At 72.5% G+C, this 23656-nt stretch carries 17 protein-coding genes; 3 read left to right on the forward strand and 14 right to left on the reverse strand.

All coding sequences use genetic code 11. The features are described from left to right. Window positions 1–27 precede the first annotated feature (27 nt). Both QFW96_RS09795 and QFW96_RS09800 read right to left on the reverse strand, forming a co-directional pair. The gene (locus QFW96_RS09795) at window positions 28–879 is read right to left on the reverse strand and encodes a bifunctional methylenetetrahydrofolate dehydrogenase/methenyltetrahydrofolate cyclohydrolase (RefSeq protein WP_281455267.1); all 852 of its coding nucleotides are present in this window, start codon (window positions 877–879) and stop codon (window positions 28–30) included. 6 nt (window positions 880–885) lie between these two features. After that, window positions 886–2100, reverse strand: a complete 1215-nt coding sequence (locus tag QFW96_RS09800) for an MFS transporter (RefSeq protein ID WP_281455268.1) — start codon at window positions 2098–2100, stop codon at window positions 886–888. A gap of 333 nt (window positions 2101–2433) precedes the next feature. Here QFW96_RS09800 and QFW96_RS09805 point away from each other — a divergent pair, with 333 nt between their 5' ends. Further along, entirely contained in the window at window positions 2434–5028 is a 2595-nt protein-coding gene (locus QFW96_RS09805; protein ID WP_281455269.1) for a glycohydrolase toxin TNT-related protein, read from the forward strand. 52 nt (window positions 5029–5080) lie between these two features. Here QFW96_RS09805 and QFW96_RS09810 read toward each other — a convergent pair whose 3' ends face one another. Further along, the gene (locus tag QFW96_RS09810) at window positions 5081–5671 is read right to left on the reverse strand and encodes a pentapeptide repeat-containing protein (RefSeq protein WP_281455270.1); all 591 of its coding nucleotides are present in this window, start codon (window positions 5669–5671) and stop codon (window positions 5081–5083) included. Between the two features lie 44 nt (window positions 5672–5715). On the opposite strand from QFW96_RS09810, the gene QFW96_RS09815 reads away from it, so the two are divergent. Next, entirely contained in the window at window positions 5716–6066 is a 351-nt protein-coding gene (locus QFW96_RS09815; RefSeq protein ID WP_281455271.1) for a VOC family protein, read from the forward strand. Window positions 6067–6123: 57 nt separating this feature from the next. Here QFW96_RS09815 and QFW96_RS09820 read toward each other — a convergent pair whose 3' ends face one another. Continuing rightward, the gene (locus QFW96_RS09820; RefSeq protein WP_125092946.1) at window positions 6124–6585 is read right to left on the reverse strand and encodes a universal stress protein; all 462 of its coding nucleotides are present in this window, start codon (window positions 6583–6585) and stop codon (window positions 6124–6126) included. Between the two features lie 149 nt (window positions 6586–6734). Between QFW96_RS09820 and QFW96_RS09825 the strand changes: the two genes are divergently transcribed. Next, a complete protein-coding gene (locus tag QFW96_RS09825; RefSeq protein WP_281455272.1) occupies window positions 6735–8009 on the forward strand; it encodes an ArgE/DapE family deacylase in 1275 nt (424 codons plus the stop codon). Between the two features lie 256 nt (window positions 8010–8265). On the opposite strand, the gene QFW96_RS09830 is transcribed toward QFW96_RS09825, so the two are convergent. From QFW96_RS09830 to QFW96_RS09875, 10 genes are all read right to left on the reverse strand, one after another. Continuing rightward, window positions 8266–11538, reverse strand: coding sequence for an error-prone DNA polymerase (locus tag QFW96_RS09830; RefSeq protein WP_281455273.1), 3273 nt, complete (start codon window positions 11536–11538; stop codon window positions 8266–8268). 74 nt (window positions 11539–11612) lie between these two features. Then, window positions 11613–13283, reverse strand: coding sequence for a DNA polymerase Y family protein (locus tag QFW96_RS09835; RefSeq protein WP_281455274.1), 1671 nt, complete (start codon window positions 13281–13283; stop codon window positions 11613–11615). Continuing rightward, window positions 13280–14059 (reverse strand): hypothetical protein, encoded by a 780-nt coding sequence (locus tag QFW96_RS09840; RefSeq protein WP_281455275.1) that lies wholly within the window; start codon window positions 14057–14059, stop codon window positions 13280–13282. The genes QFW96_RS09835 and QFW96_RS09840 overlap by 4 nt, the downstream gene beginning before the upstream one ends. A gap of 370 nt (window positions 14060–14429) precedes the next feature. Further along, window positions 14430–15995: a bifunctional phosphoribosylaminoimidazolecarboxamide formyltransferase/IMP cyclohydrolase gene (gene purH / locus QFW96_RS09845; protein WP_281455276.1), complete on the reverse strand. Its 1566-nt coding sequence runs from the start codon at window positions 15993–15995 to the stop codon at window positions 14430–14432. After that, window positions 15992–16609 carry a phosphoribosylglycinamide formyltransferase gene (gene purN / locus QFW96_RS09850; RefSeq protein WP_281455468.1) on the reverse strand — a complete coding sequence of 206 codons (618 nt, stop codon included), beginning with the start codon at window positions 16607–16609 and terminating at the stop codon, window positions 15992–15994. The genes purH and purN overlap by 4 nt, the downstream gene beginning before the upstream one ends. A 147-nt stretch (window positions 16610–16756) precedes the next feature. After that, the gene (locus QFW96_RS09855; protein ID WP_281455277.1) at window positions 16757–18151 is read right to left on the reverse strand and encodes a cell division protein PerM; all 1395 of its coding nucleotides are present in this window, start codon (window positions 18149–18151) and stop codon (window positions 16757–16759) included. A gap of 273 nt (window positions 18152–18424) precedes the next feature. Continuing rightward, the gene (locus QFW96_RS09860; RefSeq protein WP_281455278.1) at window positions 18425–19339 is read right to left on the reverse strand and encodes a DUF5336 domain-containing protein; all 915 of its coding nucleotides are present in this window, start codon (window positions 19337–19339) and stop codon (window positions 18425–18427) included. Window positions 19340–19496: 157 nt separating this feature from the next. Beyond that, the gene (gene sucD, locus QFW96_RS09865) at window positions 19497–20381 is read right to left on the reverse strand and encodes a succinate--CoA ligase subunit alpha (protein WP_281455279.1); all 885 of its coding nucleotides are present in this window, start codon (window positions 20379–20381) and stop codon (window positions 19497–19499) included. A 7-nt stretch (window positions 20382–20388) separates the two neighbouring features. Beyond that, window positions 20389–21555 carry an ADP-forming succinate--CoA ligase subunit beta gene (gene sucC / locus QFW96_RS09870; RefSeq protein WP_281455280.1) on the reverse strand — a complete coding sequence of 389 codons (1167 nt, stop codon included), beginning with the start codon at window positions 21553–21555 and terminating at the stop codon, window positions 20389–20391. 254 nt (window positions 21556–21809) lie between these two features. Beyond that, complete coding sequence (locus QFW96_RS09875; RefSeq protein ID WP_281455281.1) at window positions 21810–23528, reverse strand: hypothetical protein; 1719 nt, start codon at window positions 23526–23528, stop codon at window positions 21810–21812. Window positions 23529–23656: the final 128 nt, after the last annotated feature.

Raw genomic sequence — 23656 nt, forward strand, 5'->3', positions numbered from 1 at the left:
GGGTCGCCACTCCGGCGAACCGGGCGCTCAGCCCAGGTTGCGCTCGGCCGCCTCGACGACGTTCGTCAGCAGCATCGCGCGGGTCATCGGGCCGACGCCACCGGGGTTCGGCGACAGGAAGCCGGCGACCTCGGCGACGTCCGGGTGCACGTCCCCGGCCAGCCCGTCGTCGGTGCGGGTGACGCCCACGTCGAGCACCGCCGCACCCGGCTTGACCATGTCCGGGGTGATCAGGTTCGGCACGCCGGCCGCGCCGACGACCACGTCCGCGCGGGAGATCTCCGCGGCCAGGTCCTTGGTGCCGGTGTGGCACAGGGTCACCGTGGAGTTCTCGCTGCGGCGGGTCAGCAGCAGACCGATCGGGCGGCCGACGGTGATGCCGCGGCCGACGACCGCGACGCGCGCGCCGTTGAGCTCGACGTCGTGCCGGCGCAGCAGCTCGATGATGCCGCGCGGGGTGCACGGCAGCGGAGCCTCCTCGCCCAGCACCAGGCGGCCGAGGCTGATCGGGTGCAGGCCGTCGGCGTCCTTGGCCGGGGCCATCCGCTCCAGCAGCGGACCGGCGTCGAGGTGCTTGGGCAGCGGCAGCTGCACGATGTAACCGGTGCACTCGGGGTCGGCGTTGAGCTCATCGATGACCGCCTCGACGTCAGCCTGGCTGACGTCAGCGGGCAGGTCCTTGCGGATGGACTTGATGCCGACCTTCGCGCAGTCGTTGTGCTTGGCGCGCACGTAGGACTGCGAGCCGGGGTCGTCACCGACCAGCACCGTTGCCAGGCCCGGGGCCTGACCCTGCTCGACGAGCTTGGCGACGCGGGGTCGCAGCTCCTCGAAGATCGCGTCCTTGGTGGCCTTGCCGTCGAGAATCGTCGCGCTCACAGCTGCTCATCGTGGCAGATCGTCGACCGCATGACCTCGCCGGTCCGCAGTTTTTTCCACCACTTCCGCCACGGGCGAAACCGGCCCGGAGCGGCGCAGGTGCAGCAGCACGACCGCGAGCGCGACCACCGCCATCCCGGCGATGCCCGCCCCGGCACCCGCCGGTCCGCTGCCGTCGAGCAACGCGCCCACCAGAGGTGAGGCCAGCGCCGCACCTCCCTGCCCGGCCGTCGACATCCAGCCGAACGCCTCGCCCCGCCGATCCACCGGGGCGAGATCCGCCAGCCGGTTGTTCGCCGCCGTCAGCAGCGGGGCCACCGCCGAACCACCGATCAGCAGGATCAGCCCGACCGCCCACGGCGAGCCCCCGGAGATCGGCGGCAGCACCGGGACCAGCGCGCACAGGCCCAGCGCCGTCACCCCAGCGCGCGCCCACAACCGGTGTCGCGGGAAACCTCCCATGACCAGCCCGCCCACCAGCGAGCCCACCGCCCACACGCCCGCGAGCACCCCGGCGAGCTGCGGTTCGCCGCGGCCGCGCGCCCAACCGACCAGCAGCACGTCCACCGAGATCAGCGCACCCGCGATCAGGCAGAAGAAGCACAGCAGCGTCAGGAACCCCGGCGTCCGCACCAGGCTCCCGGCGCTCCCGCGCGAGCCACCGCCCAGTCCGCCCCGGATCCCGGCGCGCCACAGGGCCGACGCGAACAGGGCCGGGCCGACCACCGCCCACACCGCGCAGGCCACCAGCGCCGCCGGAGCACCCCAGGCGGCGACCGCGAACGCGGCCAGCATCGGTCCGACGACGTAGAGCAGCTCCCCGATCGTCGCCTCGACCGCGTAGGCGGCCTCCCGCGCCCGACCCGTGGCGATCATCGGCCACATGGAGCGCGTCACCTGCCCCAGCGGCGGCGCGGACAGGCCCGTGGCCAGCGCGACCGGCAGCATCAGCCACCACATCGCCGCGTCCGCCCAGGCCGCGGTCGCGATCATCGCCGCGAAGCCCACCGACTGGACCGCACCGCTGACGACCAGCACCTTCGCCACCGAGCTGCGGTCCGCCGCACGTCCTCGCACCGGTCCGGCGATCGCGTGCCCGATGGTCATGGCGGTGCAGACCGCGCCCCCGAGCGCGTACGAACCGGTCCACTCGGCCATCAGGAACGTCACCACCATCACCTGGGCCGGGATGTAGAGGCGCGCCAACAGACCGAAGGTCATCAGTGACGGAGCGTGTGGGACAGCGGCCAGGAGCCGGTACGGACGAAGCACGTCCACAACTGTGTCCTTGGGCACTGACGGAGTGCCACTGGTTTTTCGGAGAACCCCCTCGCTGATCCAATACACCTGGTGGTGTGATGTTCTTTCGAACTTTCAGCAGGCAAGCTCTGGGGCGAGATCATCGGTCCCGTCCGGGGCGATCTTGAAAACCGCCACAAGACGATCACCGGCGGCGCGGATGTCACACACAGCGCACAACGCCGGGCCCGCGTCGAGTAGCGTTTCGGCGGGGTGGAGTCGGGTTGCCTCGTCGAGAGGGGGAGGATGTCACCCATGTCGCGTCCGACAGCGATCAGTCCGGAAGAGCAGGAGCAGATCGCCCGCAAGATCGGTGTTCTGCTTTTACAAGGCGCTCCTGAGGACTGGCAGGAGATCACGGTGGAGTACCGAGCCACCGGCGAATACACCGACCTGCTGGGTGAGCTCACCGCGCAGGACGGCAGTTCACGCCCGGTCGAGCCGCCGGCGGAACTGCGGGAGATCTTCGAGCGCCTGCGCGAGGGCATGTACCGCCCCGACGTGGGCACCTGGTTGAGCGCGCTCTACGTCGTCGAGCGCCCGTCCAGTTACCGAATCGATATCAACTTCGACACCGAGCCGCAGTGGCAGCGCCCGCTGCCCCGCGCGGCCTACGTCGACGAGCTTCGCCGCTACCCGCGGTCCGAGGACAACATCCCGGACTGGATGCAGGAGCGGGTCGACGGCACCTCCGCGCCGCAGGCCGAGGACGCCCCCGTGGTGCCCGACACGGTCGCGGGCCTCCAGGCCGAGGCCTCCGAGCCCGCGGAGATCGGCTCCGGCCGCTTCCGCATCACCAACGTCTTCGACGACGTCGACGACGAGGGCCGCCCGGTCGTCTCCGAGCGCCGCCCGGTTCCCGCCGACGAGGTCGGCGCGCTGCGGCAGTACCTGGAGAACGCCCCGGTCGTGCTGGCCTCGCGGGAGAACGAGGAGGACCACCTCGATCCCGAGCGCCCCCAGTCCGTCCCGGGCACCTGGCACACCGACGGGACCTGGCTGTGGCCGGGCGCGGTGGCCTACTACCTGGCGCAGTACGGCATGCCGCCGGAGTCCGCGCTGGTCGAGCACGCCCGCAGCCGCGGTTTCACCGTCGGCGAGGTCGACGACGAGACCCGCGAAGCGGCCGTGAGCGAGCTCGTGGACCAGCCCCTCCCGGACCAGTCCGGTGACGAGCCGGTCGACGAGGCCGGGGTCGACTCCTCGGTGTCGACCGGTGCCGCCGCCGCGGGTGCCGGGGCCGCTGCCGTCGGCGCCGCCGCCGTCGGGGCCGCTGCTGCCGGGATCTCGGGTGCCGGGACCGAGTCCTCCTCGGACGAGCCGGAGGAGCTCGACGAGCCCGCCGCCCCGATCCAGGAGGAGGCCGTGCCGGCCGCCTCCGGTTCGCGGCACGTCCTCGACGAGGACGACGACGCCCCGGACTCGCAGGAAGTGCTGGCCAAGCTGCACGACCGGCTCACCGACTTCCAGATCGACAGCGACTCCTACCGGCTGGGCAGCCGCAGCACGGACGCCCTCTGCCTCGTGCAGGACGGCGACGACTGGGTCGTCACCGGCACCGAGGACGTCCGCTTCGCCCGCGTCGACCACGCCGCCGCGTACCTGCTGGGCCAGCTGCTGATGGACCAGCCACCCGCGTCGGTCCCGGCCTCCCCGGTGGCCCCCGAGGCGGACCTGCCGAAGCGCACCTCCGAGCCCGTCGACGACCTGCCGCAGCGCAACGCCGCGTCGGTCGACGAGCTGCTGCCCGGCAGCTCCGAGCCCGTCGACGACCTGCCGCGCCGCGGTGCTCCGGAGCCCGAGCTCCCGCAGCGCTCCGCGCAGGAGCCGACCGATCTGCCGCAGCGCACGCCGGAATCCGCCGAGCTCCCCCAGCGGGGCGCACCGGAATCCGACCTGCCGCAGCGGAACCCGGAACCGTCCTCGGGTCTGCCGCAGCGCACGCCGCAGGCGTCCGAACTGCCCCAGCGCGCCGCGCGCGAGCCGGAGCAGTCCGGGCCCAGCACCGGCGGGAACCCGCTGTTCACCGCGAACCAGGACGCGGCCCCGCCCGCCCAGGAACCGGTGGCTCAGGAATCCGCCCCGCAGGACCCGGTTCCGCAGAGCCCGTCGGCGCCACCCGCCGACGAGGCGACCCGGTTCCAGCCCGCGCCCTCGATGGACCGGCCGCTGCCGCCGCAGGCACCGCAGTCGCCGCCGGTGGGCAACCCGGTGCAGCCGCAGGGCGGTGCTCCGGGCTCGAACCCGCTGCCCAAGCGCCAGCCCCGCCGGGACAGCAACGCGCCGGTGCCCCCGGCCGGTCCCGGCAACGGCGGACCCGCTCAGGGCCCGTCCGGTGGCGCCGACCGCCGTCCCGGACCGGGTGGTCCCGGCATGGCCGGACCGCAGCGGCAGGGCCCGCCGCCCGGACCGCCGCGTCCGCAGCAGGGTCAGCCGCAGGGCCAGCCTCCGCAGGGCCAGCCGCAGGGTTCGCCCAACGGTCAGCCGCCGCAGGGGCAGCAGATCCAGCCGCTCAACGGCGAACCGCCGCTGACGCTGTACCGGGACCGCCGGATCGTCATGCTGCAGCCGGGCACCGAGCTGGACCGCTTCGGCGAGCCGAACGGCAACGTGATGTACGCGGTGCGCACGCCGTACACGCACCGCTCGCTGCCGCCGCAGTGGGCGAACCGCACCTACGCGGCCTACCGGGTGCAGCGCCCGATCCAGGCGCTGCGGGGCACCGCGGTCGCGTGGTTCGAGCAGCCCGGTGGTGGCACGGCGTTCGTGCTCCCGGCAGCGGTCAGCGACCTGCTCTCGGACGGCACGCTCGCCGAGGTGCCGTCGCCGGAGCGCCCGCCGATGGAGTGAGCGAGAGCTGAGAGAGGGCCCTTCCCACCTGGGAGGGGCCCTCTTTCGCGCTTCAGTCGAGCTGGAGGCCGTGGGCCGCCGCGTAGGACAGGGCCAGCGTCGTGTCGACCCGGGCGCCCCGGAGGTGGGCCTGGACGAGGGCGTCGGCGTCGAGGCGGGCGTCCCGCAGGTCGGCGTTGTCGAGCCGGGCGCCGAGCATCCGGGCACCGGAGAAGTCGACCTCGCGGAGGTCGCAGCGGCGCAGGTCGCACTCGGTGAGGTTGGCCTCGCGGAACCGGGCGCCGTGCAGGTCCACGTCGCGCAGGTCGCAGCGGCCCATCGCGACCAGGGTCAGGTCGGTCTCTCCGACCTTCAGCGAGCGCAACCGGCAGTCGACGAAGCTGGAGCCGAGCAGGCTGCAGCCCTCGAAGGAGCTCTTCCCGAACACCGTGCGCTCGAACTTGCAGGACCGGAACGCGCTCGCGACGTGCTGCGAACCGTTGAGATCGGCACCGGTGAAGTCGCAGTCGGTGAACACGCAGTTGCGGGTGCTCAGCCCGGTCAGGTCGGCGTCGGTGAAATCGCACTGCTCGAAAACCCGGCCGGACCACTCCTGATCCGGCAACATCGCGTCCTGGAAGTCCTCGCCGACCGCGCTCGTCATGGGACACACCCTGGCACGAGCGCCCGACGTCCTGGGAAGGCGCCATGCGAATCCACCGGGTAGTGCCCAATCTCAAGACCACCGATCTCGCGGCGACGCGGGACCACTACGTGCGGGTGTTCGGCTTCGAGGTGGTGATGGACATGGACTGGATCGTCACCCTCAGCTCGCCCGAGGACCGGATGCGCCAGTTCAGCCTGATCACCGAGGACGCCACGGCGCCCGAGCACCCGGACATCTCGATCGAGGTGGACGACGTCGACGCCGCTTACGCGGCCGCGGTGGAATCCGGTGCGGAGATCGTGCACCCGCTGACCGACGAGCCGTGGGGCGTGCGGCGGTTCTTCCACCGCGACCCGAGCGGAACCGTGGTCAACACGCTGTCCCACCGGTAGTCGCGGGTCCCACCGGTAGTCGCGGGTCCCACCGTCAGTCGCTGGTCCCACCGCTGATTACGGGACGACGACCACCGGGCGGACCGCTTCGACGACCAGGGTCGCCGGGACCGTGCCGAGGAGGCCGCCTCGGCGGCGGGAGCGGCCGACGACGATGAGGTCGGCTCGGTACTGCTCGGCGACCTGCTCCAGGCCGACCGCGGGGTCGCCTCGGTGGTGCACGAAGTCCCAGTCGATGTCCACCCACTTCAGGTGCGACACGACTTCCTGCTTGAGCTCCTCCACGAGGGATTCGGCGGCTTCGCTGGCCACCGCGACACCCATCGGGGACCAGTAGGCGACGCCGCCCACCGCCTCGACGTAGACCAGCACGAGACGCGCGCGTTCGCGGCGGGCGAGACCCGCCGCCCACGCGGCGGCGTGGAAGCTGGCCGGGCTGCCGTCCATGCCCACGACGATGCCGCCCAGGCCGTCCTTGCCGATCTCGAATTCACGCTCGGTGCTGTCGCCTTCGGCCACGCCGGAATGGTACTCAGTGCCCGGGACCGTTGTTCCGTCGCTGTTCGTTCCGCCGTGCGGGGGTGCTGCGCCGTGCGGGGTGCTGCGCCGTGAGTGCTGCGCCGACCGGGGGTGTCCGGTGCCGGGGGCCGCGCGTTAGGTTCTGCGACGTGACCGCAGTGGAACCCCGCACCGAAGCCGAGCAGCGCGCCCTGGACGCCGTGGACGTCGACGCCATCGTCGGTGATCTCCGCGAACTGGTGGCGATCCCCAGCGTCGGCGGCACCGCGGCCGAGCACGACGCGCAGCAGTGGTGCGCCGACAAGCTCGCCGGGCTGGGCCACCGGGTCGATCACTGGCGCATCGACGTCGACGAGCTCGCCCGGCACCCCGAGTTCCCCGGCCAGGAGGCCGAGCGGGACGAGGCGTACGGCTGCGTCGGGGTCAGCAGCGAGGGTGATCCGGCGCTGGTGTTCTGCGGGCACACCGACGTTGTTCCGCCGGGCGACCTGGACCGCTGGCCGGACCGCGACCCGTACGCCCTGCGCATCGACGACGGCATCGCCGCCGGTCGCGGCACCTGCGACATGAAGGGCGGCGTGGTGGCGTTCCTCGGCGCCCTGCAGGCACTGCGCGCGGCGGGTGTGGAGCTGGCCCGGCCGGTCGCGGTGCACTCGGTCGTCGCCGAGGAGGACGGCGGGCTGGGCGCGTTCGCGACGCTGCAGCGCGGTCACCGCGGTGAGGCGTGCGTGATCGCCGAACCGACGCAGAACACCATCGTGGCGGCCAACGGCGGTTCGCTGACGTTCCGGCTGGAGGTCCCGGGTCAGAGCACGCACGGCTCGACCCGCTACCGGGGCGTCAACGCGCTCGACAAGCTGGCCGAGCTGCTGCCGGTGCTGCGCGAGCTGGAGTCCCGGCGCAACGTCGACCCGGACCCGCTGGTGGAGCACCTGGAGATCCCGTACCCGCTGTCGGTCGGCAAGGCCCACGTCGGTGACTGGGCGAGCACGGTCCCGGACCTCGCGGTCGCCGAGGGCCGCTACGGGGTGCGGCTCGGCGAGTCCGTCGAGCAGGCCAAGGCCGAGTTCGCCGCCGCCGTGGCCGAGGCCTGCGCAGCCGACCCGTGGCTGGCCGAGCACCCGGTCCGGGTGACCTGGCCGGGCGGCATCTTCGCCAGCGGCCGCTTCCCAGAGGGTCACCCGCTGCTGGAGGAGACCCGGCAAGCGATCGTCGCAGCGGGCGGCCCCGACCCGGAGGTCCTGGGCGCCCCCTACGGCTCGGACCTCCGCCAGTACGCGGCCACCGGAATGCCCACGCTCACCTACGGCCCGGGCGACGTCCGCTACGCCCACGCGGACGACGAACACGTCACCATCGCAGACCTGGAGCAGTGCGCCAGAACCTTCGTCCTCCTAGCAATCAACCGCTGCGGAATCGCCTGACCCCAAACACCGTCAGGCAACCGCCGCAGGCGGTTTCTCAGCACCCCACCTAGGCAACTGGCACCGCCGCGGGTTCTGAGCGGCTCTCTGGGGAGGACAGCCGACGTGTCGTGTATTGGCACAAGCCTCGGATCCCGGAGCCAGAGAGCCGCTCAGGTTCCGCTTCTGGCACCGCCAAGCAACAAGATCACGGAGTCGTGTCAGTAGACGAAAACCCGCACGACCACACCGATGACGTCCAAAAACAGCCACAGACCTAATGAAAATCCCGAGACTCCGAAGGCACCCGAATATCCAGTTTTTGGAGTCGATCGGCCCGCAGGTTCACCACCTCACCAGCCCGCTCAACAACCCCCCGAACCAACAGAGCAGCACTGGTACGTCCGACCTTCCGGTACCGAGCCCACAGCCCGGGCGAGCACACGACGTTGACGGTCCCGGTCTCATCCTCGAGGTTGAGGAACGTGATCCCGCCAGCGGTGGCCGGCCGCTGCCGGTGAGTCACGGCCCCGCCCACCAGAACCCGGGTCCCGTGCTCCACTTCGGACAGACGAGAAGCGGGCAGCGCCCCGAGCTCGTCGAGGCGCGCCCGGACGAACTGCAGCGGGAAGCTGTCGGGTGAGACTCCGGTGGCCCACACGTCGGCGGCGGCCTTCTCGACGCCGTCCATCCCGGGCAGGGCAGGGGCGTCGGAGGAGACGGTGGTGCCGGGCAACCGGTCTGGTCGTTCGCGGGCGGCCGCGGCGGCGTTCCACAGCGCTTCGCGGCGGGTCAGGCCGAACCCGTCGAACGCGCCTCCGGTGGCCAGGGCTTCCATCTGGGGCGCGGTCAGGCGCACGCGCCGCGCCACGTCGGCCATGTCGGCAAAGGGCCCGTTCTCGGCGCGTTCGGCGACCAGCTCCTCGGCGAGGTCCTCGCCGAGCTTGCGCACCGCGGACAGACCGATGCGCACGGCTTGCCGTCCGGCGCTGGTGGTGTCGGGTTCCAGATCGGCGTGCACTCGGCTGGCGTTGATGTCGGGTCCGCGCACCACGACGCCGTGCCTGCGCGCGTCGGCGACCAGCGATTGCGGCGAGTAGAACCCCATCGGTTGGGCCTTGAGCAGCGCCGCGCAGAAGGCGGCCGGGTAGTAGCGCTTGAACCAGGCGCTGGCGAACACCAGCAGCGCGAAGCTCAGCGCGTGACTCTCGGGGAACCCGTAGTTGGCGAAGGCCAGCATCCGCTGGTAGATGTGCTCGGCCAGCTCTTCGCCGATGCCGTTGGCGGCCATGCCTTCGAAGAGCCTGTCGCGCAGGCGTTCCATGCGTTCGGCGGAGCGCTTTGCACCCATCGCCCGGCGGAGCTGGTCGGCCTCGGCCGGGCTGAATCCGGCGACGTCGACCGCCAGCTGCATCAGCTGCTCCTGGAACAGCGGGACGCCCAGCGTCTTGGCCAGCGCACCGGCCATCAGCGGATGTTCGTAGTCCCACTCCTCCTCGTCGTTGCGGCGGCGGATGTAGGGGTGCACCGATCCGCCCTGGATGGGGCCGGGCCTGATCAGCGCGACCTCGACCACCAGGTCGTAGAACTCGCGGGGTTTGAGCCGGGGCAGCGTGGCCAGCTGCGCGCGGCTCTCCACCTGGAACACCCCGATGGCGTCGGCTCGGCGCAGCATCGCGTAGACCTCGGGATCGGACAGGTCCAGTTCGCCGAGGTCGACGTCGATGCCGTGGTGCTCGCGGGTCATGTCGATGGCGTGGTGCAGCGCCGAGAGCATGCCCAGGCCGAGCAGGTCGAACTTGACCAGGCCGACGGTGGCGCAGTCGTCCTTGTCCCACTGCAGCACCGTCCGGCCGGGCATCCGCGCCCATTCCACCGGGCACACCTCGCTGACCGGCTGGTGGCAGATCACCATGCCGCCGGAGTGGATCCCCAGGTGGCGCGGGAATCCCATCAGCTCGTCGGCGAGATCGCGCACCGCGCCGGGGATCTCGGAGTCCTCGGGCAGCGGTCCCCAGTGCTCGATCTCCTTGCTCCAGGCGTCCTGCTGGCCGGGCGAGTAGCCGAGCGCGCGGGCCACGTCGCGCACCGCGGACTTGGGGCGGTAGCCGATGACGTTGGCGACCTGGGCGGCGTGGGTGCGGCCGTACTTGGCGTAGACGTGCTGGATGACCTCCTCGCGGCGGCCGGATTCGATGTCGATGTCGATGTCCGGCGGCCCGTCCCGCTCGGGTGCGAGGAACCGCTCGAACAGCAGCCGGTAGCGCACCGGGTCGGCGTTGGTGATGCGCAGCGCGAAGCACACGGCCGAGTTCGCCGCCGATCCCCTGCCCTGGCACAGGATGTCCTCGCGGCGGCAGAAGTCGATGATCTCGTGCACGACCAGGAAGTAGCCGGGGAACTCGAGCTCCTCGATGACGGCGAGCTCGTGCTCGATCTGCCGGTAGGCCTCCGGCGCGGCCTGCGGCGGCCCGTAGCGGTCGAGCGCGCCGAGGTAGACCAGTTCCCGCAGGTGGCTGGTCTCGGTGTGGCCGCGCGGCACGTCGAACGGGGGCAGCTGGGGGGCGACCAGGCTCAGGTCGAACGCGCAGGACTTGCCGAGCTCGGCGGCCCGCTGCACCGCACCCGGGTAGCGGGCGAAGCGCTCGGTCATCTCGGCTCCGGAGCGCAGGTGGTTGCCGGCCCAGGCGGGCAGCCAGCCGTCCATGTCGTCCAGGCTGCGTCGCGCGCGGACGGCCGCGACGACGCTCGCCAGCCGCGCCCGGTCCGGGCGCGCCAGGTGCGCGCCGGTGGTGGCCACCGTGGACAGCCCGGCCCGGTCGGCGAGCTCGGCTAGGGCGTCGTTGCGCACCGAGTCGGTGGGCAGGCCGTGGTCGGTGAGCTCGACGGTGACGTGCTCGCGACCGAAGAGCCCGACCAGCCGGTCGAGTTCGACCGCGGCGGCGTCCGTCCCGCCCGCGGCCAGGGCCGCCTGGACCGCGCCCTTGCGGCAGCCGGTGAGGACCTGCCAGTGCCCGGCCGCGTCGGCGGCCAGCTCCTCCAGCCGGTACTCCGGGCGTCCCTTCTCCTCTCCGCGCAGCTGCGCGGTGCTGATCGCCCGGCACAGGGAGGCGTAGCCGTCGAGGTCGCGGGCCAGCACCAGCAGGTGCCCGCCTTCGGGGTCGGGGACGCCGTTCTGCGACTGGGTGAGCCCCAGGCTCAGCTCGGCGCCGAACGCGGTGCGCACGTCGTGCTCCTTGGCGGCTTCGGCGAACCGCACGACGCCGTAGAGCCCGTCGTGGTCGGTGAGCGCGATGGCCTCCAGTCCGAGGTGCGCGGCCTCCTCGATCAGCTCCTCGGGGTGCGCGGCGCCGTCGAGGAAGCTGAAGTTGGAGTGCGCGTGCAGCTCGGCGTAGGGGACCTTCTCGCCCGGCGGCGACAGGCCGCGGCCTCGTCGTCGATGTTCGGCGCGGGGGCGTGCCGCGGGACCCTCGTCGCGGCGCGGCGTCATCGTGCCGGAGAGGGCCTTCTCCAGCTCGGACCAGCTCTGGGGCGGGTTGAACCAACTCATGGACCTAGTGAACTCCTGTTCGAACCGTGGCGCTACCAGCTGGGACGACATCCACTCGAACGAGTGTTCCCCTGCTACCGGTAGGTGCCCTGGACCCACCAGTCACCGCGCTCGTGCACCAGCAGCAGCGCGACCTCGTCCGCATCGCCGGACCCCGCATCGCCGGGCCCCGCCGGGGATTCCGGCGCGAGCACGACCTGGAGGCGGACCTGGGCCCGCGGCGGCACCTGCGATTCCGGCGCGGTCCGGCCGGACCCGGTGGCCAGCAGCTCGACCCACCAGCGCTCGGTCACCGGCCACGGACCGGCCCAGCCGACCACGGCGCGGGACTTCCCGCCGGCCACCTCGACCCGGTCCGGAGCGGCGGACAGACCGGTCCGGTCGGTGATCCACACCGGCTCGCCCGAGGCGTCGAGCACCCGCGCCGGCCACGGCTCGCCCGGCACCACCGTCGGCGACGGCGCCGGGATCCGGCCCGGCCACGGCGGTTCGGCGGGCAGCGTCGCGCGGCGCTCGTCGCCCCAGGGCACGAATCGCACCTGGTCACGAGGGTCCCTGCCGCCACCGAGCACGCCGGTCAGCACCGCTTCCGGGCCGAGCATGCCCTGCACTCGCGCGAAGGCCCGGCCCGCGCGGGCGGTGGCCTCGCCGGTCGCGGAGCTGAGCAGGTCGAGCTGCAGACCGCCCGCGCCCACGACCTCCTCGGGACTCAGGCTCAGCTCGCCGAGGCCCGCGGTGGGACGACCGGTGCGGCCGTTGAGCCAGCCGTCGAGCTGCCAGCGGACCCGGTCGGCGGTGGCGGCCGGGGTCAGCGGTTCCGCGCAGCGCCACGCCCGGTGCAGCTCCTCGCCGTTCTCGGTGCGCGCCGAGATGCCCAATCGGGTGCAGGCCAGGCCGAGATCGCCCAGCTTGGCGTGCAGGTCGTCGGCGAGCGCCTTGGCGACGAACGCCGCGCGGTCCACCCGGTCCACCGGCGGGTCGAGCTCCTCGGTGACGATCAGCTCGGGCGGTGGTCGACGCCGCTTGACCGGGCGCTCCTCCTGCCCTCCCGCCGACCGGTGGGCCAGCAGAGCGGCCTGCCCGAACCGGGTCGCCACGTCCGCCGGGCCCAGCGCGGCGAACTCGCCGAGGGTGCGAATCCCCAAGCGGCGCAGCAGGTCCACGAGCTCGGGCTGCTGCGCGACCTGCTTCGGGCCGAGCCGGTCGGCGAGCTGCTCGACCTCCTCGATCGGCAGCGGGGCGAGGAAGCCCCGGCTGCCACCGGGTTCGACGTGCCGGGCGTGCCGGGCGGCGAGGATCGCGGCGAACAGCCCGTCGGCGACGCCGATCCGGCACTCCACGCCGGTCTGCGCGTCGATGTGGTCGACGAGCTTCTCCGCGACGGCCTCCTCTCCGCCGAAGTAGCGCGCAGGCCCCCGGGCGGGCACGGCGACCAGGCCCGGGCGGACGACCTCGACCCCGGGCACGAGTTCCTCGACGGCGACCACGACGGGCTCGAAGAACCGCACGTCGCGCGCCGGATCGTGCTCGCACACGACGAGTTCCGGGCAGCGCCCCTGCGCCTCGCGGCGGCGCATCCCCCGGCGCACACCGCCCTCGCGGGCGGTCGCCGAGCAGGCGACGACCCGGTTCGCGGCGAAAACCGCTGCGGGCACGAGAGGCGCGAGCTCGGCGGCGCGCGCGGCGGCCACCACCGGCCAGTCCGGGCACCACACGACGATCCTGCGGGCCGGCACGTCGCTCACCCCGCCACCGCGCGCAGGTGAGCCCGAGCGGCCGGGCGTTCTCCGGCAGCCGCGACGTCGGAAACGGTTGCAACGGCGGCGGTTTCGACAGCCGAGGTTTCGACAAGGGAGCTTTCGACAGGGGCGATCGCACCGTCGCGGGAGGGGAGCAGCACTCGGCAGGAACGCGGGCGCGACGCCGCGCCACGCCCTTCGGCGTGCACCGCGATCTCACGTTCGCGCAGGTGACCGTGGCCGTGCCCGAGTCCGCGCCAGCGGGCCCCGGAACAGCGCAGCTGCACCTCCGCGCCCGGCCAGCGCCCGAAGGGCAGCAGCACCGAACCGCGGTGGCGCGCTCGCGCGGAGAGCCTGCGGGCATCGGCGTCGAGCACCCACCCGGTCCCGCCGACCACGACCAGGTCGACGCCGTCGAGCAGCGCCGCGATCACGCCCGCCGGATCGGATCCCGGCTGCGGCACGACCGCCAGCCGCTCCAGCGACACCCCCGCCTCGGCGGCGGCGACCAGGTTGATGCCGGGCAGGCCCACCACGGTCGCCCAGGAACCGTTCGCCGTGGCCTCCGCCAGCAGCGCGAACAGCAGTGACACCGATCCGTGCACCGCCACCGTGCTGCCGCGGCGCAAACCTGGCCACGGCAGCACGGCGGCGAGTTCCGCCCGCGTCGGCAGCACCCGGCCCGCACCCGGGACACCGCCCGCCTCGACGCGCGGCACACCCACGGACACCCCGTCAGCCGTGGGCGCGCTCAGCGGCGTCGAAGACACCATCGCGGACATCGCCGCCCTCCCCACATACGTGACCGCGGTGGGTGCCCGACCCCGGCGCGGGCACCCACGAACACAGCCGCTGCGGGGAAGGCAGCGGTGGAGTCAGCGCTGCGCCTGCACCCGGACCACAGCGCCGAACCCCATCGGAGCGGCCGACCCCGACACCGGCCGTCCCCAATCTCGAACTTTCGTTCGAACAAGTCCAGTTAACCCTGCTCGGAGAGCCAAGTCAAGGACCAAGGGAACATTCGTTCGAAAGAGTGATCCGGGGCTCTGCTCCCGCCCTCCCACGAGTGCGTTTCGCACTCCGCCCGCCCCAGAGCGCAAAAGAACGAGCCCCGAGGCCGAGGGCCTCGGGGCTCGTCGTGGATGAGCGTCGTCAGTGGGCGAAGTGGCGGGTGCCCGTGAGGTAGACCGGGACTCCGGCCGCCTCCGCCGCCGCGATGACCTCGCCGTCGCGGACCGAACCGCCCGGCTGGACGACGGCGCGGACACCGGCGTCGAGCAGGACCTGCAGGCCGTCCGGGAACGGGAAGAACGCGTCCGAGGCCGCGACCGAGCCCTTGGCGCGGTCACCCGCGCGGGCGACCGCCAGGCGGGCCGAGTCGACCCGGTTCACCTGGCCCATGCCCACGCCGACCGTCGCGCCCGCGTCGGCCAGCAGGATCGCGTTCGACTTCACCGCGCGGCAGGCGCGCCAGGCGAACTTCAGGTCCGCCAGCGTCGCCGCGTCCACCGGGGAACCGGTCGCCAGCGTCCAGTTCGCCGGGTCGTCGCCGTCGGCGTCGATGGCGTCCGAGCCCTGCACCAGCATGCCGCCGGAGATCGCGCGCATCTCGACCCGGCCGCTCTGCGGCGGCTGGGCGGTCAGGATGCGGATGTTCTTCTTCTTGTTCAGCACGTCCACCGCGCCCTCGGCGTAGCCGGGGGCCACCACGACCTCGGTGAAGATCTCCGCGACCTGCTCGGCCATCGCCACCGTCACCTCGCGGTTGGTGGCGATCACGCCGCCGAACGCGCTCACCGGGTCGCACTCGTGCGCCTTGCGGTGCGCGGCGGCGATGTCGTCGGCGACCGCGATGCCGCACGGGTTGGCGTGCTTGATGATCGCCACGCACGGCTCGTCGTGGTCGTGCGCGGAACGCCACGCGGCGTCGGCGTCGACGTAGTTGTTGTAGGACATCTCCTTGCCGTGCAGCTGCGCGGCCGCGGCCAGGCCGGTGGCCTCCCCGCCCGAGACGTACAGCGCGGCCGGCTGGTGCGGGTTCTCCCCGTAGCGCAGCGCGGAGCGGCGCTGCCAGGTCTCGCCGATCCAGCCCGGGAACGCGGCGTCGTCACCGGTCGGGACCTTGCTCATCCAGGACGCCACGGCCACGTCGTAGGACGCGGTGTGCCGGAACGCCTCGGCCGCCAGCTCGGTCCGGTCGGCCATCGAGAAACCGCCCGCGCGAACCTCCTCGAGAACCCACTCGTAGCGGCTCGGGTCGACCACGACGGCCACGTTGGCGTGGTTCTTCGCCGACGCGCGCACCATCGCCGGACCGCCGATGTCGATCTGCTCGATCACCTCGTCCTGCGCGGCGCCCGAGGCCACCGTCCGCACGAACGGGTACAGGTTGACCACCAGCAGGTCGAACGGAGCGATCTCCAGCTCCTCCAGCTGCCGGGCGTGGGTGTCGCGACGCAGGTCGGCGAGCAGGCCCGCGTGCACCCGCGGGTGCAGCGTCTTGACCCGGCCGTCCAGCGCCTCCGGGAAGCCGGTGAGCTCCTCGACGGGCGTGACCGGCACGCCGGCGTCGGCGATCGCGCGCGCCGTGCCGCCGGTGGAGACGATCTCCACCCCGGCCGCGTGCAGCCCGGTGGCCAGCTCCAGCAGGCCCGACTTGTCCGACACGCCGATCAGCGCGCGGCGAACCGGGCGCCGCTCCTGGGAGTTCGCGGTCACGGGATATTCACCTTCCGTCCCTGCACGGTCCACCCGTGCAACGCCAGCTTCTGCAGAGTGCCGACCAGCAACCGCCGCTCGACGGCCTTGATCCGCTCGTGGAGGCTCGCCTCGTCGTCCTCGGGCAGCACCTCGACGGCTTCCTGGGCCAGGATCGGCCCCGTGTCCACGCCGGCGTCCACCACGAACAGGGTGCAGCCGGTGACGCGGACTCCATACTCCAGCGCATCCCGCACCCCGTGCATGCCGGGGAACGAGGGAAGCAGCGCCGGGTGGCTGTTGAGGTATCGGCCGTCGAAGCGGGCCAGGAAGTCGGCGCCGACGAGCTTCATGAACCCGGCGGAGACGACCAGGTCCGGCTCGTGCTCGGCGCAGGCCTCGGTCAGCGCGCGGTCCCACTCCTCGCGGGAGGCGTGGTCACCGACCTTGCGGACGAACGTGGGGATGCCGGCGCGCTCGGCGCGGGCCAGTCCCTCGATGCCGCCGCGGTCGGCACCCACCGCGACCACCTGGACCGGGTAGTCGGGTTCGCTGGTGGCGTCGAGCAGGGCCTGCAGCAGGGTGCCGGAACCGGAGACGAGCACGACCACCCGCGCCGGGGTGGCGGTCGTGATCCGGTTCGGGTGCGCGGCGGTGCTCGGCTGGTCGGGCGTACTCGGGTTCAGCGTTCGCTCCTGACATGCCTCGGCACGATCTCCCCCGCAGCGTAAGACCTGGTTGCGGGGTCGGCTCCGGCAGGGGCCGGGCGAGTGGCGCAGCGCTCACCCCCGGTCGCGCGGCGCGGACTCCTCCTCGTCCGGCTCGGCGTCGAACTCGTCCGCCTCGACCTCGGGTTCGGCGTCGCTTTCCGCGCGGGCGACCGGGATTTCGGAGACCAGGTCGTCGAGGTCGGTGTAGTCGAAGTCCTCCTCCGGCGACTCCGGATCCGGCTCTGGATCGATGTCCTCGTCGTCGAACGCGTCGGTGGCGAAGGCGGCCAGCGCCGGGTCGTCGGGCTCCTCCGCGCCGCCCAGCCAGGTCATCGCCAGCGCGGGGATCGCCAGCCAGCACAGCGTCGCCAGCGCGAGGCCCACCGGGTGGAACGAGACGTCGCCGATCGGGCCGTTGCCGAGCCGACCGCCGGCGACCACCGCCAGGATCAGCACCGCCAGCGTCGCCACCCCGGCCGCCACCAGCACGACGACGAGACGGCGCACCAGCGGGCCGGGAACGCGTCGCGCGACCAGGCCCAGGAACATCCCGACCAGCAGCGGGAGCAGCAGCACCACCGACCACCACACCGCCGGTCCGTCGTGCGGCAGCACCGCCAGCAGCGGCAGGTCCGGCAGCGGTCCCGGCGCGTGGTTCAGCGGCTGGACGGTCTGGGCCCCGATCGCGAAACCGCTGCCCGCGGCGAACGACCAGCCCGCCAGGATCGCGTTGGGCAGGTACAGCAGCGAGAGGACGGTGGCCCCGACGGCGTCGCCCGCGCCGCCCATCCGCTCCATCGACGCGGCCATCTCCGGTGCGGCGAGCACGACCCCGGCCAGCAGCACGAACGCGCCTGCCGCGACCACGGTGGCGATCGTCAGCAGACCGATCCGCAGCCCGGTCCACACGTAGGCGTCGGTGCGCTCCCACAGCAGGTAGAACAGGCCGCAGCGGTTGGCCACCCCGGCGGTCGCGGCGATCGCGGCGGTCAGGCCGCAGCTCAGGAACGCCTCGACCGGGACCGCGCTGAACGGGCCGCCGAGCAGCATGGCGAACAGCGCGCCGACGCACGCGTGCACCAGCGCCATCGTCGCGATCACCGGCCACGCCTGGTCCGGGCGGCGCAGCCGGCAGCGGCGGGCGACGAACGCCGAGGCCGCCGCGACCAGCAGCACGACGCCGATCGTGGGCAGCATCGGCAGCACGCTCAGCGGCGCGCCGGAGATCACCAGCGGCGACTGGTAGAGCATCAGCCAGCCGGGCAGCGCGGCCATCAGGACCAGCAGCGGGTCGAAGCTCGTGCCGCTGGCGATGCCGACGACCAGGGCGAGCAGCGCCGCGACGGCGAGGAAGCCGATCAGCGGCACCGCGCCGACCACGGCGATGAACAGCCACCGGCGGAGACCCGGTTTCCGGTCGGAAGGGCCGGCGGCCACGGCATGGGGGATCGGATCCAGCGCAGACACGCGACCGAATGTCGCACCACCGCTGCTCCGAACGGCCTCGAACACGCCAGCGCATCCGCCCATCGGGGGATGTGGGCTGGGAGCGGGACAGTTTTAGCCATAATTACCCGGACAAAAGGGATCTTGATCATGGGTGATTATGGCTAAAACTGTCCCCTGCCAACGACCGTTGGCAACGTCCGCTCGACGCTCGGCGAGATCGCGGGGCAGTTAGAAGACGGACGGCTCAGAAGGCGAGCCGCTCAGAAGGCGAGTGGGTCAGAAAGCGGGGGGTCAGAAGGCGGGTGGGTTGGTGCCCGGGTGGGGCATCTGCCGGGTTCCCTGCGGGCCGCCGCCGTCCTGGTCGGATTTCGGTTGCTGAGCGTGCTGGGTGCTCGGGGGCGGCTGGGTGTTCGGGCTGCTTTGGGGCTGCTGTGGGGGCTGGACGTTCTGCTGGCCGGGCTGGGCGTTGGGGCCGGGCTGGGCGTTGGGGCGGTTCTGGTGGGGGCCGCTCGAGTCCGGGCCGGGGGTGGGGACGCCGCCCGAGGACGGGTTCCAACCGCCCGGTTGCTGGGAATCCGCCGGTGACTGCGACTGCTGCTGAGCGGGTTGGCCGCCGGTGTTCGGGTTCCACGGGGGTGGACCGCCGAACTGAGCTCCGGGTTGACCCTGCGGGCTCCAGCCCGGGCCACCGGGGCCGGGTCGCGGTCCTCCGGGTCCGCCCGGTCCGCGCTGCGGCCGACCCTGCGGGAACGGGGGCTGGCCGTACGGCTGCGGACCGGTCCCCGGGCGCGAGGAACCGTCGCCGGACCTGCTGCCGGGCTTGATCACACCGCCCTCGACGAGCAGCACGCCCAGCACGGCGGCCAGCTGCGCGAACGCCAGCACCATCAGCACCGGGACCAGGCCCGACGCGGTGTTGCGGACGACGTCCTGCAGCAGCGCCAGCGCCGCGTAGGCCGACAGCGGGACGGCGACGAACAGCGCGTCCGGCGTCTTCGGCAGGAACCGCATGCCCGCCAGCGCGGCGGTGGAGATCAGGCCGACACCGGCCATGCTGCCCATCAGCGCGCCGACGCCGTCGTCGAAGAACCCGAGCAGGTAGCCGACAACGCCGGCACCGGCGGCCCCCATCGCGAGGATTTCTCTCAGCTCGAACGATCGGCGGTCGCCGCCGGTGCTCGGCTGTTGCGGATACGGGGCGGACATGGGATCGGACTCCTCGAAAGCACTCGATCGGGCGTGCTGATCGACGGTACCGAACCCCGGCGACGGCCAGGGCGGCCCGCCTGCTTGGGCCGGAAGAGCGTTCGGGGCCGGGTTCCCGAGGGGAACCCGGCCCCGAAACGAGCGAGGTCGGAGGGTGTCAGCCCTTGACGATCTCGCGCATCAGCTTGGCGGTCTCGCTCGGCGTCTTGCCGACCTTGACGCCCGCGGCCTCCAGGGCCTCCTTCTTCGCCGAGGCGGTGCCCGACGAACCGGAGACGATGGCGCCCGCGTGACCCATGGTCTTGCCCTCCGGCGCGGTGAAGCCCGCGACGTAGCCGACCACCGGCTTGGTGATGTTGGCCTTGATGTAGTCGGCCGCGCGCTCCTCGGCGTCGCCACCGATCTCACCGATCATCACGATGGCCTCGGTCTCCGGGTCTTCTTCGAAGGCCTGCAGCGCGTCGATGTGGGTGGTGCCGATGATCGGGTCACCACCGATGCCGACGGCGCTGGAGAAACCGATGTCCCGCAGCTCGTACATCATCTGGTAGGTCAGCGTGCCCGACTTGGACACCAGACCGATCTTGCCCGGGCCGGTGATGTCGGCCGGGATGATGCCGGCGTTGGACTTGCCGGGCGAGATGATGCCGGGGCAGTTCGGCCCGATGATCCGGGTCTTGTTGCCCGTGGCGTTGGCGTGCGCCCAGAAGTAGGCCGAGTCGTGCACCGGGATGCCCTCGGTGATGACGACGGCCAGGCCGATCTCGGCGTCGATCGCCTCGATCACGGCGTCCTTGGCGAACTTCGGCGGCACGAAGACGACCGACACGTCGGCGCCGGTCTCCTTCATCGCCTCCTGAACGCTGCCGTAGACCGTGAGCTCCTTGCCCTCGATCTCGACGGTCTGCCCGGCCTTGCGGGCGTTGACACCGCCGACGATGTTGGTGCCGGAGCGCAGCATGCGGGCGGTGTGCTTGGTGCCCTCAGAGCCGGTGATGCCCTGAACGATCACCTTGCTGTTCTCGTTGAGGAAGATAGCCATGATCGCCTCACGCCCCCGCAGCCAGCTCGGCGGCCTTGTCGGCCGCACCGTCCATCGTGTCCACGACCGTGACCAGCGGGTGGTTGGCCTCGGCCAGGATCTGACGCCCCTCGACGACGTTGTTGCCGTCGAGACGCACGATCAGCGGCTTGGTGGCCTCGTCGCCGAGGATCTTCAGCGCCTGCACGATGCCGTTGGCCACGGCGTCGCAGGCGGTGATGCCACCGAAGACGTTGACGAACACGGACTTGACGTCCTGGTCGCCCAGGATGACGTCCAGGCCCGCGGCCATGACCTCGGCGGAGGCGCCGCCGCCGATGTCGAGGAAGTTCGCCGGCTTCACGTTGCCGTGGTTCTCACCGGCGTAGGCCACGACGTCCAGGGTGGACATGACCAGACCGGCACCGTTACCGATGATGCCGACCTCGCCGTCCAGCTTGACGTAGTTGAGGCCCTTCTCCTTGGCCTTGGCCTCGAGCGGGTTCTCCGCGTCCTTGTCCACCAGCTCGGCCTGCTTGGCCTGGCGGAACGCGGCGTTCTCGTCGAGGGTGACCTTGCCGTCGAGGGCGATGATCTTGCCCTCGGGGTCCTTCACCAGCGGGTTGACCTCCACCAGGGTGGCGTCTTCGGCGACGAAGGTCTCCCACAGCTTCACGATCACGTCGGCGACCTGGTCGGCGACCTCGGCCGGGAACTTGGCGGCGGAAACGATCTCCTTCGCCTTGTCCTGGTCGACGCCCTCGATCGGGTCGATCGCGATCTTGGCCAGGGCCTCCGGGTTGGTGGCCGCGACCTCTTCGATCTCCATACCGCCCTCGACCGAGGCCATCGCGAGGAAGTTGCGATTCGCGCGGTCGAGCAAGAAGGAGAAGTAGTACTCCTCCGCGATGTCGGAGGCGGTCGTGACCAGCACCTTGTTGGTGATGTGGCCCTTGATGTCGAGACCGATGATGGCCTCGGCCTTGGCCTGGGCCTCGTCCGGGTTCTCGGCCAGCTTCACGCCGCCGGCCTTGCCCCGGCCACCGGTCATGACCTGGGCCTTGATGACTACGGGCCCGCCGAGTTCTTCGGCGACTGCCTTGGCCCCTTGCGGGTCTGTCGCCACGGCGCCGGGCAGCGTCGGCACGCCGTGGGAGGCGAAGAGCTCCTTCGCCTGGTACTCGTACAGGTCCACTCGACTCTCCTGCGACGTCGGTGTCGGACTCGGTGACGATATCGACCTGCGATGACGCATGGGGCGGCGCACCTGGTGAACTGCCTCACCTGAGGTAGGGCGTCTGCCTGGGTCGACCCGTCCAACACGGGGATTCGCCTGTTTCGGCAGGAGCGATATCTGCGTTCGCGTGACGAACGGAACAGACGCCGTGACGGCGTGCAGCCAGTCTCGGGCACCGCGCGAGCGGTCACAAGACGTCCGGGCGAGTGAACTCAGTTGCTCGGTTCGGCGGTCGTGCGGGCCGCCAGAGCGGTGCCGAGCAGCACCACCGCGCACCCGATCGCGCACCACAGGCCCAGCCCCGGGGCGGCGCCGGTCAGGCGACCGGCGGTCAGCGGGAACTCCAGCGCGCGCACCGCGACCAGCAGCGCCGCGCCGAAAAGCAGCGCCGCGGCCGGGCCCGGACGGCACATCGGCGCCAGCGCGGTCGCGCCGACGACGGCGGCCAGCGCCAGCACCAGGCCCCACGAGGTGGTGCCGAAGTCGGTGAACACGCCGGGCGCGCTGTAGTCGGGCGCGGTGAGCACCGGCAGGCTGAACGCCCCGGCGCCGAGCACCAGCGCGACCAGCGACGGGATCAGCACGAGTCGGCGCATCGCCATCTCGGTGAGGTCGACGTCGTCGCGCTCGACCGCCCCGGCCAGCGCAGCGAGCACCGCGGACACGGCCGCCAGCAGCACCGACAGCCCGGCCGCCCAGGCTCCCAGGCCCGCTCCGGCTCCGGCCGCCTGCACGGCGGTGAACACCGCGTCCAGCGATCCGGCCGCGGCCAGCGGCACGACCGCCCACAGCACGGTCAGCACCGGCCGCAGCGGCAGCGCGAGCTTCGGCAGCAGCATCCCGGCACCCACCACGACCAGCAGGATCCCGGCCGGAACCAGCATCCGGGCCGGGTACTCCGAGGGGTCGCGCAGCCCGTACGGCATGGCGACGTGCGGCGTCAGCGCCGCGAGCACCGCGACGGCTCCGGCCAGCAGCGCGAACACCCCGGCGAGGGTGAGCAGCCTGGTCAGCGCGGGAAGGCGCAGGTCGTCGACGTCCTCGGCCGGTTCGCCGCGCCCGGCCCGCACCGCCAGCACCAGCAGCGCCGCGGCGGCCAGCAGCCCCAGCAGCGGGCCCCAGGCGAAGCTGAGCTCGTCGAGCACCAGCACCGACACCAGCGGCGGCACGGCCACCGCGATCAGCGAGAACGCCACGCCGAGCAGGCCGCCGCGGGCGAACTCCGCGTCGGTGGACCCGGCGAGCAGGCCGGCGGCGCAGGGCACCGCGACGGCCAGCAGCGCGCTGCCGATGAGCACCGGCAGCGGCCCGTCCAGGGCGGTCTCGGCGGGCAGGTAGGGGTCGTCGGAGGAGAACGGGGCCATGAGCACCGCGACCGCGCCCAGCACTCCCGCGCACAGCGCCATCGCGAGCAGGCCCTGGCGGTGCGAACCGTCGCCCGACTCGCGGGTGCCCCAGGTGGCGAGCACGCCCGCGACCAGCGCGAGCACGTGCCCGGCGGCCAGCAGCCACCAGCCGACGCCCGGTTCGAAGTTCAGCAATGAGGTGGCGCGCAGCAGCTCCGGGCGCGCGGCCATGCCCGCGTCGGCGGCGAACTGGACGTCCTGCCCGAGCCTGCCCGGCGCGAAGGCGGCCGGGCCGACCAGCAGCGCGGCGGCCACGACCGGGCGCCCGCGCCGGGCGAACACCGCGGCCGCCACCGGGGCGAGCAGCGCGAGCACCAGCAGCAGCGGCCAGGCGGGGTAGGCGGCGGGGACGGCCGGGCTGGTCAGCCCGAGCAGCGGTCCGAGGCCGGTGAGCGCGGCGCCGATCAGGGAGAGCCCGATCGCGGCGCGCAGGCGAGCCGGCGTGCCGAGCGTTGGCTGCGGGTCCGTGGCCAGGGCCGGGGCCGAGGCAGACGAACCGGACGGGAGGTCGGGCCGCGCAGTCACCGGCCAGACGCTAGCAACCGGGTGACCGTTTCGGGACACCACCCGGAGCCCTCCCTCGGGGTCGGTGCGTCCCGACACGCCCGGGGAGCACCCGAACGGAGCATCTTCGGATCGCCGACAAGACGCTC

This window comes from Saccharopolyspora ipomoeae, assembly GCF_029952525.1.
Lineage (GTDB): Bacteria > Actinomycetota > Actinomycetes > Mycobacteriales > Pseudonocardiaceae > Saccharopolyspora > Saccharopolyspora ipomoeae.

Bases quoted from the DNA above. Each gene is read 5' to 3' on its own strand.
- QFW96_RS09800 (WP_281455268.1), bottom strand. From the start codon at position 2,100: ATGACCTTCGGTCTGTTGGCGCGCCTCTACATCCCGGCCCAGGTGATG.
- QFW96_RS09805 (WP_281455269.1), top strand. From the start codon at position 2,434: ATGTCGCGTCCGACAGCGATCAGTCCGGAAGAGCAGGAGCAGATCGCC.
- QFW96_RS09810 (WP_281455270.1), bottom strand. From the start codon at position 5,671: ATGACGAGCGCGGTCGGCGAGGACTTCCAGGACGCGATGTTGCCGGAT.
- QFW96_RS09815 (WP_281455271.1), top strand. From the start codon at position 5,716: ATGCGAATCCACCGGGTAGTGCCCAATCTCAAGACCACCGATCTCGCG.
- QFW96_RS09830 (WP_281455273.1), bottom strand. From the start codon at position 11,538: ATGAGTTGGTTCAACCCGCCCCAGAGCTGGTCCGAGCTGGAGAAGGCC.
- QFW96_RS09840 (WP_281455275.1), bottom strand. From the start codon at position 14,059: ATGTCCGCGATGGTGTCTTCGACGCCGCTGAGCGCGCCCACGGCTGAC.
- QFW96_RS09860 (WP_281455278.1), bottom strand. From the start codon at position 19,339: ATGTCCGCCCCGTATCCGCAACAGCCGAGCACCGGCGGCGACCGCCGA.
- sucD (WP_281455279.1), bottom strand. From the start codon at position 20,381: ATGGCTATCTTCCTCAACGAGAACAGCAAGGTGATCGTTCAGGGCATC.